Consider the following 12,689-nt stretch of genomic DNA (forward strand, 5'->3'; position numbering starts at 1 on the left):
TCTGACTCAGTCCGAGGAGCGCTCGCTCAAATGGCGACCACGATCCAGAACAACTTCCGCATTCGCAAGAACTTCGCAAAGATCCAGAAGATCATCGACATCCCGAACCTGATCGACATCCAGAAGCACAGCTACGACAAGTTCCTCCAGTTCGACAAAGCGCCCGAGCAGCGCGAGGACACCGGGCTGCAGGGTGTCTTCAAGTCGGTCTTCCCCATCAAGGACTTCAACGAGACCAGCTCGCTGGAGTTCGTCAGCTATCACCTGGAGAAGCCGAAGTACGACGTCGACGAGTGCCACCAGCGCGGGATGACGTTCTCGGCGCCCATCAAGGTAGTCGTCCGCCTGGTGGTCTGGGACAAGGACCCGGACACCGGCGCGCAGTCGATCCGGGACGTGAAGGAGCAGGAGGTCTACTTCGGCGAAATCCCGCTGATGACGGAGAACGGCACCTTCATCATCAACGGGACGGAGCGCGTGGTGGTCTCGCAGCTCCACCGCTCGCCGGGAGCCTTCTTCGATCACGACAAGGGCAAGAGCCACAGCTCGGGCAAGCTGCTGTACAACGCGCGCATCATCCCGTACCGCGGGTCGTGGATCGACTTCGAGTTCGACCACAAGGACATCCTCTACGTGCGCATCGACCGGCGCCGCAAGCTGCCGGCGACGGTGCTCCTGCGCGCACTCGGCGCCGTTCCCGACACGGCGAAGAAGAAGCCGCTCGACTTCAAGGGGACGCCGGAGGAGATCCTCAACTACTTCTACGCCACCGAGACCATCACCATCGGCGAGAAGGGCAAGTACGAGAAGTCGGTGGAGCTGGAGCTGCTCCCCGGCCAGCGCGCGACCCGCGACATCAAGCACCCGAAGACGGGTGAGGTGATCGTCAAGAAGAACCGCAAGTTCACCCGCGCGGCGATCAAGAAGCTGGAGCAGGCGAAGATCCGCACGCTCCCGCTCGACGTCGAGGAGCTGATCACCAAGATCAGCGCGCACGACGTGGTCGACGAGAACACCGGCGAAGTGCTGCTGGAGGTCAACGAGGAGGTCACCGAGGACAAGGTCGAGGCCCTGCGCGAGCGCGGCATCAACGACTTCAAGGTGCTCTTCATCGACAACCTGAACGTCGGGCCCTTCCTGCGCGACACGCTGAACGCGGACAAGATCTCCTCGCCGGAAGAGGCGATCATGGAGATCTACCGCCGCCTGCGTCCGGGCGATCCTCCGACGCTGGAGACGGCGACCAACCTCTTCATCAACCTGTTCTTCAACCCCGAGCGCTACGACCTCAGCAAGGTCGGACGGCTGAAGCTGAATTACAAATTTGGCGTCGACGAGCCGCTGGAACAGGCCGTCGTCACCAAGAAAGATATTCTGGAGGTCGTCCGCTACCTGATCGATCTGAAGAACGGCAAGGGCAACATCGACGACATCGACCATCTCGGCAACCGCCGCGTTCGCGCGGTGGGCGAGCTGCTCGAGAACCAGTACCGCATCGGGCTCGTGCGCATGGAGCGGGCGATCAAGGAGCGCATGTCGCTCCAGGAGATCGAGACGCTGATGCCGCACGACCTGATCAACGCGAAACCGGTGACGGCGGTGATCAAGGAGTTCTTCGGGTCCAGCCAGCTCTCGCAGTTCATGGACCAGACGAACCCGCTCAGCGAGGTCACGCACAAGCGGCGGCTCTCGGCGCTGGGACCCGGTGGCCTGACGCGCGAGCGCGCCGGCTTCGAGGTGCGCGACGTGCACCCGACGCACTACGGCCGCATCTGCCCGATCGAGACGCCGGAAGGCCCGAACATCGGCCTGATCGCCTCGTTGAGCACCTTCGCGCGCGTGAACGAGTACGGCTTCGTCGAGACCCCGTACCGGCAGGTGGTCGAGGGCAAGGTCACCGACGAGGTGAAGTTCTACTCGGCGCTGGAGGAGGAGAAGCACGTCATCGCCCAGGCGAACGCGGCCTTCGACAAGAAGGGCCACTTCATGACGCCGCTCGTTTCCTGCCGAAAGGCGGGCGAGTTCCCCCAGGCGCGGCCCGAGGACATCAGCCTGATGGACGTGTCGCCGAACCAGCTGGTGTCGGTGGCGGCCTCGCTGATTCCCTTCCTGGAGAACGACGACGCGAACCGCGCGCTGATGGGCTCCAACATGCAGCGCCAGGCGGTGCCGCTCTTGCGCACGCAGGCGCCGCTGGTGGGCACCGGCATCGAAGGCACGGTGGCGCGCGACTCCGGCGTCTGCACGGTCTGCCGGCGCGATGGCGTGGTCGATCAGGTGGACGCGAGCCGCATCGTCGTCCGCGCGGACACCAAGGAGTCCTCGCTGGACGTGGCCAGCGAGGTCGACATCTACAGCCTGATCAAGTACCAGCGCTCGAACCAGAACACCTGCATCAACCAGAAGCCCATCGTGAAGGCGGGCGACCGGGTGAAGAAGGGCGACGTGATCGCCGACGGCCCGGCCACCGAGACCGGGGAACTGGCGCTGGGCCAGAACGTGATCGTCGCCTTCATGCCCTGGCAGGGGTACAACTTCGAGGACTCCATCCTCGTCTCCGAGCGGATCCTCCGCGACGACGTCTTCACCTCGATCCACATCGAGGAGTTCGAGTGCATCGCGCGGGACACCAAGCTGGGCAAGGAGGAGATCACCCGCGACATCCCCAACGTCGGTGAGGAAGCGCTCAAGGACCTCGACGACTCCGGCATCATCCGCATCGGCGCCGAAGTCGGTCCGGGAAGCATCCTGGTGGGCAAGATCACGCCCAAGGGCGAGACGCAGCTCTCTCCGGAAGAGAAGCTGCTCCGCGCGATCTTCGGCGAGAAGGCCGGCGACGTGCGCGACAGCTCGCTCCGCGTTCCTCCGGGCGTGACCGGCACGGTGATCAACGCCAAGGTCTTCAGCCGCAAGGGCGTCGACAAGGACGAGCGGGCCAAGGACATCGAGAACCAGGAAGAGGCGAAGCTCCTCAAGGACCAGAACGACGAGATCAAGATCCTCAAGGACTCGTCCTACAAGCGGATCAAGCGGCTGCTGCACGGCAAGCAGACCACCGCGAAGCTGGTCGACGACAAGGGACACGTGCTGCTCAACAAGGGCCAGGACGTGACCGAGGTGCTGCTCGACGAGATCCCGGAGAAGTACTGGCCGGAGATCGCCGTCGGCGGCGCCGAGGAGAAGGTCGCCAAGATCCTGGAGAACTTCAACGAGCAGAAGGAGCTCGTGAAGCTCGTCTTCGGGGAGAAGATCAGCCGGCTGAAGAAGGGCGACGAGCTGCCGCCCGGCGTGATCAAGATGGTCAAGGTGTACGTGGCCATCAAGCGCAAGCTGGCGGTGGGCGACAAGATGGCCGGACGCCACGGGAACAAGGGCGTGGTCTCCCGCGTGCTCGCGGCCGAGGACATGCCGTACCTCGAGGACGGTCGCCCCGTGGACCTGGTGCTCAACCCGCTCGGCGTGCCGAGCCGCATGAACATCGGGCAGATCCTCGAGACGCACCTCGGCTGGGCCGCGCGTGGCCTCGGCGAGCAGATCCAGCGGATGATCGACGAGAAGTGGAGCGCCGACGCCGTCCGCAAAGATCTAAAAAAGATCTACGACACCAAGGAGCTGCAGGAGCTGATCGACGGCCTTCCCGAGAAAGAGCTGATGAAGCTCGCCCAGAAGCTGATCCGGGGCGTGCACTTCGCCAGCCCGGTGTTCGACGGCGCCCGGGAGACGGAGATCCTCTCGCAGCTCGAGCACGCCGGCCTGCCGAAGACGGGCCAGATGATCCTCTTCGACGGGCGCACCGGCGAGGCGTTCGATCAGGACGTCACGGTGGGCATCATGTACATGCTCAAGCTGCACCACCTCGTCGACGAGAAGATCCACGCCCGCAGCATCGGGCCGTACTCCCTCGTCACGCAGCAGCCGCTGGGCGGCAAGGCGCAGTTCGGCGGCCAGCGCCTGGGAGAGATGGAAGTCTGGGCGATGGAAGCCTACGGCGCGGCCTACTCGCTGCAGGAGTTCCTCACCGTCAAGTCGGACGACGTGGTCGGCCGCACCCGGATGTACGAGAGCATCGTCAAGGGCGAGTACTCGCTCGAGTCGGGGCTGCCGGAGTCGTTCAACGTCTTGATCAAGGAGCTCCAGTCGCTCGGTCTGGACGTCGAGCTGATGGAGAACGCTCCCGCCGTGGTGGCGGCTGAGCCCAAGAAGCCCGGAACTGCGGCAGCCTGAGAACGCGGACCTTTCGAGATTCGGAGAGAAAAAACGTGAAGGACATTTTCAATTTCTTCGAGAAGCCCAAGGATCCGCTCTCCTTCAACGCCATCCGCATCTCGCTGGCGTCGCCGGAGAAGATCCGCCAGTGGTCGCACGGCGAGGTGAAGAAGCCGGAGACCATCAACTACCGCACCTTCAAGCCGGAGCGGGACGGGCTCTTCTGCGCCAAGATCTTCGGGCCGGTGAAGGACTACGAGTGCAATTGCGGCAAGTACAAGCGCATGAAGCACCGCGGCGTGGTCTGCGAGAAGTGCGGCGTCGAGGTCATCCAGTCCAAGGTGCGGCGTGAGCGGCTCGGCCACATCAACCTGGCCACGCCGGTCGCGCACATCTGGTTTTTGAAGTCGCTGCCTTCGCGGATCGGCAACCTGCTCGACATCACGCTCAAGGACCTGGAGAAGGTCCTCTACTGCGAGAGCTACGTGGTGGTGGACCCGAAGGACTCGCCCTTCGTGCGCGGCGAGCTCCTCTCCGAGGACAAGTACCACAAGGCGCTGGAAGAGCTGGGCGAGGACGCCTTCTCCGCCGGGATGGGCGGCGAGGCCGTGGTGCAGCTGCTCAAGCAGATCGACATCAACCAGCTCGCCGACCAGCTCCGCAAGGAAATGAAGGAGGCGACCAGCGACGCCAAGCGCAAGAAGCTCGCGAAGCGGCTGAAGGTGGTCGACTCCTTCTTGGAATCCGGGAACCGACCCGAGTGGATGATGCTGGACGTGATCCCGGTGATCCCGCCGGATCTCCGCCCGCTGGTGCCGCTCGACGGCGGCCGCTTCGCGACCTCCGACCTCAACGACTTGTACCGGCGCGTGATCAACCGCAACAACCGCCTGAAGCGCCTGCAGGAGCTCAACGCTCCGGACATCATCATCCGGAACGAGAAGCGCATGCTGCAGGAGGCGGTCGACGCGCTGTTCGACAACGGCCGGCGCGGCAAGACCATCACCGGCCCCAACAAGCGGCCGCTGAAGTCTTTGAGCGACATGCTGAAGGGGAAGCAGGGGCGCTTCCGCCAGAACCTGCTCGGCAAGCGCGTCGACTACTCCGGCCGCAGCGTGATCGTGGTCGGACCCGAGCTGAAGCTGCACCAGTGCGGCCTGCCGAAGATCATGGCGCTCGAGCTGTTCAAGCCGTTCATCTACAACAAGCTCGAGGAGCGCGGGCACGTCACCACCATCAAGAGCGCGAAGAAGATGGTGGAGAAGGAGCGCCCGGAGGTCTGGGACATCCTCGAGGAAGTGATCCGCGAGCACCCGGTGCTCCTGAACCGCGCGCCGACGCTGCACCGCCTCGGCATCCAGGCCTTCGAGCCGGTGCTGATCGAGGGCAAGGCCATCCAGCTCCATCCGCTGGTGTGCTCCGCCTTCAACGCGGACTTCGACGGCGACCAGATGGCGGTGCACGTGCCGCTCTCCATCGAGGCGCAGGTGGAAGCGCGCGTGCTGATGATGAGCACCAACAACATTCTCAGCCCCGCGCACGGCAAGCCGATCATCGTCCCCACGCAGGACATCGTGCTCGGCCTCTACTACCTGACCCGCGAGCGGGTGCTGGCGCACGGTGAAGGGCGCGTGTTCGCCTCGCCGGCCGAGGTCCGGTCGGCATACGACCATCACGAGGTCGATCTGCAGGCGAAGGTCATCTGCCGCATGGACCAGTTCGACGCCGACGGCAAAGGGACCGGCCGGGCGCGCGTCGAGACGACCGTGGGCCGCGTGCTGCTCAGCGACGTACTCCCGAAGAAGATCCCGTTCAGCACCATCAACAAGGTGATGGACAAGAAGACGCTGGGGAACCTGATCGACATCTGCTACCGCCTCTGTGGCGAGAAGGAGACGGTGCTCCTCGCCGACCGGCTGCGCTCGCTCGGGTACGGCTACGCCACCAAGGCGGGCATCTCCATCGCCATCAAGGACATGGTCATCCCTGCCAAGAAGCAGGAGATGCTGGAAGGCGCGCAGAAGGAAGTGGCCGAGATCGAGAACCAGTACCTGGAAGGCCTGATCACCGACGGCGAGCGCTACAACAAGGTGATCGACATCTGGGCGCAGGTCACCGAGCAGGTGGCCGGCGAGATGATGGGCGAGATCGGCACCGAGTCGGTGAAGAAGGACGGGAAGGAGAAGAAGCAGCCCTCCTTCAACCCGATCTTCATCATGGCCGACTCCGGAGCCCGAGGCTCCGCCCAGCAGATCCGCCAGCTGGCGGGCATGCGCGGCCTGATGGCCAAGCCGTCGGGCGAGATCATCGAGACGCCCATCACGGCGAACTTCCGTGAAGGCCTCACCGTGCTGCAGTACTTCATCTCCACCCACGGCGCCCGCAAGGGCCTCGCCGACACGGCCTTGAAGACGGCCAACTCCGGCTACCTGACGCGCCGCCTGGTGGACGTGGCACAGGACGCCATCATCACCGAATACGACTGCGGCACCATGGACGGCATCGCGCTCGGCGCGCTGGTGGAAGGCGGCGAGATCATCGAGCCGATGGGCGAGCGCATCCTGGGCCGCGTCGCCCTCGATGACATCGAGGACCCCTTCACCCACGAGATCCTCCTCAAGGCCAACGAGGAGATCGACGAGAACAAGGTGAAGGAGATCGAGGAAGCCGGTCTGGAGAAGGTGAAGATCCGCTCGGTGCTCACCTGCCAGGCGCGGCGCGGCATCTGCGTCGAGTGCTACGGCCGCGATCTGGCGCGCGGTCGCAAGGTGAACATCGGGGAGGCTGTGGGCGTGATCGCCGCGCAGTCGATCGGCGAGCCCGGCACCCAGCTCACGATGCGCACCTTCCACATCGGCGGCGCGGCGACGCGGCGCGCGGAAGCGAGCACCATCGAGAACCGGCACGCCGGCGTGGTGCACTTCCACGCGTTGAAGACAGTGAAGCGCAAGGACGGTTCCACCGTCGTCATGAACCGGAACGGCGAACTGGTCGTTGCCGACGAGAACGGCCGCGAGCGCGAGCGCTACAACGTGATCTACGGGGCCAAGCTGAACGTCAAGGAAGGCCAGAAGATCGAGGTGGGCACCCAGCTCGCCGAGTGGGATCCGTTCGCCACGCCCATCGTCGCCGAGGTCGGAGGCACCATCCGTTTCTCGGACATCATCGAAGGCGTGACGATGAACGAGCAGCTCGACGAGGTCACCGGCCTCTCGCGCAAGTCGATCATCGAGAGCCGCGACGCCGAGGCGCAGCCGCGGATCAGCATCGAGGACGACAAGGGCAATGCGAAGAACCTGCCCGGGTCGGAGACCCCGGCCCGCTACAACCTCCCCGTCGGCGCCAACATCACCGTCAACGACGGCGACTCCATCGAGGCGGGCGAGGTGATCGCCCGCATCCCGCGGGAGACGACCAAGACCAAGGACATCACCGGCGGTCTCCCGCGCGTGGCCGAGCTGTTCGAGGCCCGCAAGCCGAAGGAGCACGCGGTCATCAGCGAGATCGAGGGCGTGGTCAGCTTCGGCAAGGACACCAAGGGCAAGCGCAAGGTGGTGGTCACGCCGGAGATCGAGGGCAAGCTCCGCACCGACCTCGCCAAGGAGTACCTGATTGCCAAGGGCAAGCACATCAACGTGCACGCCGGCGACCGGGTGAAGGCGGGCGACCCGCTGATGGACGGCGCGGCCAACCCGCACGACATCCTCAAGGTGCTCGGCGAGAAGGAGCTCGCGCGCTACATGGTGGACGAGGTGCAGGAGGTCTACCGGCTGCAGGGCGTGAAGATCAACGACAAGCACATCGAGACCATCGTCCGGCAGATGCTGCGCCGCGTGCGCGTCCAGGAGGTAGGGGACACCAACTTCCTCGTCGACGAGCAGGTGGAGAAGCAGATGTTCGACGACGAGAACGCCCGGGTGACGGCGGCCGGAGGCAAGCCCGCGGTGGGCGAGCCGCTGCTCCTCGGCATCACCAAGGCGTCGCTCTCGACCGAGTCGTTCATCTCGGCGTCGTCGTTCCAGGAGACCACCAAGGTGCTGACCGAGGCGGCGATCTCCGGGCGCGTCGACTACCTGCGCGGGCTCAAGGAGAACGTGATCATGGGCCGGCTGATCCCGGCCGGCACGGGCTTGACGGCGTACAAGCACCTCGACATCGAGGTGGAGACGCCGGTGGACGAGGTGGAGGCTGCCGAGGAGGCGCTGGCCATCGCGTCGGGCGCGGAGACCGCGCCACCGGCCATGGTGGCAGCGGAAGAGTAGAGCGCATCGGATTGGAACACGCGGCGGCGGCGGGCCTTCGGGCTCGCCGCCGTTGTCGTTTCCAGCGCGCTATCGCGACAGCGTCTGCTTGATCCACTCCCGGCTGCGGGAGGCCCTCTCGGTCTCGGTCGGCAGGCGCGAGTAGATGGCGTTCAGAAGGTGGTTCCGGGCGCGGCGCGCCTTGACGGCTGCCCGCAGCGCGCGGTCGCTGGAAACCGCGTGCTGGTAGAGCTCGGTCAGGAGGAGGCCGTAGGGTTCGAAGGCGCTGGGGATCATGGTGCGTCCTCCCGGTGGGGGGCTGGGTTTACCTCAGGTGCAACGGACGTGCCCTGCGGCGGAGGGTCGCGGGCCGCTCTACGCGAGGCCGATAGTGGGGGACGAAGATGTCGGCGACGTGGGCGCGCGGCAACAAAATCGTGCCCCTTCAGTCCGGCGACTACGCGCTCCGTCAATTGGCGAGTCATCGCGCTGACGCGGAACGTTCCGCCGGACCATGCCGCTGCTCAGGGCGGAAGTGGAATGTGCTGCAGTGGGCGCTCGGAGGTGGCGAACCCACTGATGTCGCTGAAGCTTTCTGGGTCGCGGTGATGGGCCGCGGTGTCTTCCCCACGGTAACTCTTACGGGAGGGAGACATGAACGTCGCCATTGCAGTCATTCTCGCCATGTTTGTCGCGGGATGCGGAGGGCAGCGAGATCCGGTTCGAGCTGCACAAGCCGAGATCGAGAACAACATCCAGAGCTCGTTCAGGGCGTTCAAGGACGACGACCACGACGGCCAGGAGGACACGTAGTCGCCGCGCTACGGACCCACGTCCGTCACTTCGCCCGCCACCCTGCGCCGGATCACCCGGAACTCGACGCGCCGGTTCTTTTCCCGGCCCTGGCGCGTCGAGTTCGTGGCGATGGGCTGGTTCGGTCCGAAGCCGTGCGCGACCATGCGGTTGGCGGCGACGCCGCGACGGATCAGCGCGCCGACTACCGCCTCGGCGCGCGCCTGCGAGAGCGCCAGGTTCGTGGCGATTCGGCCGGTGCTGTCGGTGTGTCCCTGCACGTCGATGCGCACCACCTCCGGATGGTTCTTGAGCACCCGCGCAATCTGGTTCAGCAGGCGCGTCGAGCGCGGATGGATCAGCGTCTTGGCCGGCGCGAAGTAGACCTTGTCGAGGATGTCGATCCGGTTCTCGCGGATGGAGACGATCTGCTTTTCCGCGCGCGGGCACCCGGCGTTGTCGGCAGGGCCCTTGACGAAGGGGCAATTGTCGATGGCGTCGGGAACGCCATCGCCATCGGAATCACGCGACTCCTCTTCGCCATACGTCGTCGCGCGCGAGGCCGCCTGACCCTCCGAAGCGGGAAGAAGATCGGCCGCCTCGGAACGGATCAGCGCCTCCCGCGCCGCCGATTCCGACGGCCCGAGGAGCTTGGGAATTCGCTTCTCCTGCTCCTCCTTCTCGCGCTCGGCGCGCTCCTTCGCGATCTGCGCCACCAGCTCCTTGAGGCCTGGTTCGGGGCCGGTGTCGCGCTTGGGCGGCGTGCAGAGAGAAGGCGCGTAACGGAGCGCGACTACGCCGCGCAGCGACGGCGCGCCGAGCCCGTCGTCGAGGCGCGTTCCTCCGGCAAGGTCGGCCGCAATGACCGAGGTCGCGCACAATGTCGCACCGATGCGCCACTCGATGGGAAACGACTGCTGCGAGAGATCGCGCAGGGAAGACTGCAGCTCGAGCTCTGCGTAGGCGCGGGACCGCGTCGACAGCCACCAGGCGGCGCCCCCGCGCAGCCCGATCTCGTTGCCGAGCTTCGCCGTTCCGACGTCGTGCGGCGGCCGGAAGCGCAGGAACGCGTTTCCGATCAGCTCCAGTTGCCCGCGGCGCCGCGCTACCGCGACCAGCCCTTCCACCACCAGCCGCTGGTCGTCCGTGAGCGACTGGTGCGCGCCGCTCGCCACCTCGACCGAGAGCTGCCCCGCAAGGTCGATGGGCCCGCGGAGAAAGCCGTGCCGCACGCCTGCCCGGATGTCGCCGACGGAGAACCCGAACGACGGCGTAGGCGCGCCCGCGACTTGCGCGACGCTCCCCGACTGCCACTGCCCCAGCGTGATGGGAAGCTGCGCGAAGATGGATGCGTACCCGTTCAGCGGTGCCGCGAGCTGCACCCAGCCACCGCTGCGCGATTCGTGGCTCACTCCATCCAGGCCGATACGGATCGGCTTGTACCCGAAGTCGAGACCGACCTGGAGCTGGAGTGGCTCGGAGGAATCCGTCGGCGGCCGCGCTCCTTCCACGCCGAGAAGCCCGTCGCTTCCGCTCGCCGGCCGCAAGAGAGAAAGGTTCACCTCGGGGAGAGCGGCGACGAGCAGGGCGAGGAGGTGACCCAACTAGCCGGCCTCCGCGACGGTGCGCCGTCCGAATGCGCGCCAGGCGCCGTGGAGGGCGAGACCGACGGCGAGCGTGCCGACGGAGAAGATCGCGTCGTCGCGCTTGATGCCGTTGAGGAAGAGGATGCAGCCGAGCGTCGCCAGCAACGGAATGGTGGGTCCGAGCGGCAGGCGGAACGCGCTCGCGCCCTTCGTCCGCCGCAGGATGGGGACGGCGAGGCAGGTGGGCACGTACTGCGCGAAGACGGCGGCGTTGTTCAGGTCCGAGAGGCGGTCGAAGTCGGCGAAGACCGCCAGCCCCGCGCAGACGAGCGCCGTGACCGCGATGGCGATCGACGGCGTGCCGAAGCGCGGATTCGTACGGGCGAACACGGCAGGGAGCTCACCGTTCTCCCCCAGCGCCGAGAGGTAGCGTGGAGTCACCAGCGCGACCGCAGTCAGATAGCCGAACGAGGAGATCACCGATCCCAGCGCGACGAACCGGCCCATCCAGGGACCCGCGAACGCCGCCGCCGCTTCCGCCAGCGGCTTGTCCGCCGTGCCGGGATCGGGGTGCGTTCCCATGAAGACGACCTGCACGACGACGTACAGCAGGACCGACCCGAGCAGCGCGAAGAAGAGCGCGAGGGGAACGTTGCGTCGCGGATTGTCGGTCTCGCCGGCGGTTACCGGGACGTACTCGAAGCCGGTGCAGGCAAAGAGCGCGGCAAAACCGCCGAGCTTGAGCGCCTCGAGCTTCGTCTCTCCCGCCGGCGGCGGCAGCGCGAGGCGGTGCCAGTCGACGAAGAGCAGCCCGATGCCGACGAAGAGGAGGATCGGAATCAGCTTCGCGCCGCTGAAGAAATCGCTGGTCAGAGCGCCAGGGCGAATGCCGCGGTAGTTGAGCGCGGCCAGGCCCGCGATGACCGCGATCGCCAGCGCGATCTGGGGCGCCGCGCCGTTCAGCGACGGGACGAAAAAGGAAACGTTTCGCCCGATTCCCCGCGCGACCGCTCCGTAGGCGAACAGGTTCGCCATCAGCGCCATCCATCCCACGGCGACGCCGACCCACCGCCCGAACGCATCGCGCGCGTACAGGTAGGGGCCGCCGTTTCGCTCGGCGCGGCCGGCGGTCTCGCAGAAACAGAGCCCCACGAGGAGGCAGACTCCGCCGATGGCGAGCCAAGCGGCCCAGGAGAAGCCGCCCGCGTTGCGGAAGACTTTCGCGGGAAGAAGGAAGATGCCAGTGCCGATGATGCCGTTGATGCCGAGCCCGACGCAGTCCAGCAGCGTCATCCGGTTTCTGGCGCGCACTTGCATCTAACAATGCCCGAGGGCGGGCGGGCAGCCAAGCGCGTCAGCGAGCGCCACCTTCGCTTGACAGCGAGAGCTTCCCCAGTATGATGCGCGCCTTTTCGGGGACAACTCCCTGTTTTTCCTGCCGCCGCCGGCATCTCGAGGCGGCGGTTGCGTTGAAAGGCACGATGCCGACGATCAGCCAGCTCATTCGCAAGGGCCGCGAGAAGGTCATCTACAAGGGCAAGGCGCCCGCGATGACCCGCTGCCCGCAGAAGCGGGGGGTCTGCACCCGCGTCTACACCACCACCCCGAAGAAGCCGAACTCGGCGCTGCGCAAGGTGGCGCGCGTGCGGCTCACCAACGGGATGGAGGTGACGAGCTACATCCCCGGCGTCGGCCACAACCTGCAGGAGCACTCGGTGGTGATGATCCGCGGCGGCCGCGTCAAGGACCTGCCGGGCGTGCGCTACCACATCATCCGCGGAACGCTGGACTCGGTCGGCGTGGCTGGCCGCAAGCAGGGCCGCAGCAAGTACGGCGCGAAGCGGCCGTCTTAAGGAGAACGTCA

At 66.1% G+C, this 12,689-nt stretch carries 6 protein-coding genes; 3 read left to right on the plus strand and 3 right to left on the minus strand.

Going from position 1 to position 12,689, the window contains the following annotated elements:
* Positions 1-30: 30 nt before the first annotated feature.
* Complete coding sequence (rpoB, locus tag E6J58_21485) at positions 31-4,224, plus strand: DNA-directed RNA polymerase subunit beta (protein TMB32994.1); 4,194 nt, start codon at positions 31-33, stop codon at positions 4,222-4,224.
* Positions 4,225-4,259: 35 nt separating this feature from the next.
* Positions 4,260-8,468, plus strand: coding sequence for a DNA-directed RNA polymerase subunit beta' (gene rpoC / locus E6J58_21490; protein ID TMB32995.1), 4,209 nt, complete (start codon positions 4,260-4,262; stop codon positions 8,466-8,468).
* A 69-nt stretch (positions 8,469-8,537) separates the two neighbouring features.
* On the opposite strand, the gene E6J58_21495 is transcribed toward rpoC, so the two are convergent.
* The 3 genes from E6J58_21495 to E6J58_21505 form a co-directional block, all read right to left on the minus strand.
* Complete coding sequence (locus E6J58_21495) at positions 8,538-8,744, minus strand: hypothetical protein (GenBank protein TMB32996.1); 207 nt, start codon at positions 8,742-8,744, stop codon at positions 8,538-8,540.
* A 524-nt stretch (positions 8,745-9,268) separates the two neighbouring features.
* Positions 9,269-10,843 carry an OmpA family protein gene (locus E6J58_21500; protein TMB32997.1) on the minus strand — a complete coding sequence of 525 codons (1,575 nt, stop codon included), beginning with the start codon at positions 10,841-10,843 and terminating at the stop codon, positions 9,269-9,271.
* Positions 10,844-12,142 (minus strand): APC family permease, encoded by a 1,299-nt coding sequence (locus E6J58_21505; protein ID TMB32998.1) that lies wholly within the window; start codon positions 12,140-12,142, stop codon positions 10,844-10,846.
* Positions 12,143-12,306: 164 nt separating this feature from the next.
* Between E6J58_21505 and E6J58_21510 the strand changes: the two genes are divergently transcribed.
* Entirely contained in the window at positions 12,307-12,678 is a 372-nt protein-coding gene (locus tag E6J58_21510) for a 30S ribosomal protein S12 (protein ID TMB32999.1), read from the plus strand.
* Positions 12,679-12,689: the final 11 nt, after the last annotated feature.

The sequence above is a fragment of the Deltaproteobacteria bacterium genome, assembly GCA_005879535.1.
Lineage (GTDB): Bacteria > Myxococcota > Myxococcia > Myxococcales > 40CM-4-68-19 > 40CM-4-68-19.

What these genes read in the sequence shown, in the direction of transcription:
- E6J58_21510 (TMB32999.1), top strand. Translation starts at nt 12,307, where the DNA reads ATGCCGACGATCAGCCAGCTCATTCGCAAGGGCCGCGAGAAGGTCATC.
- E6J58_21495 (TMB32996.1), bottom strand. Translation starts at nt 8,744, where the DNA reads ATGATCCCCAGCGCCTTCGAACCCTACGGCCTCCTCCTGACCGAGCTC.
- rpoB (TMB32994.1), top strand. Translation starts at nt 31, where the DNA reads ATGGCGACCACGATCCAGAACAACTTCCGCATTCGCAAGAACTTCGCA.
- E6J58_21505 (TMB32998.1), bottom strand. Translation starts at nt 12,142, where the DNA reads ATGCAAGTGCGCGCCAGAAACCGGATGACGCTGCTGGACTGCGTCGGG.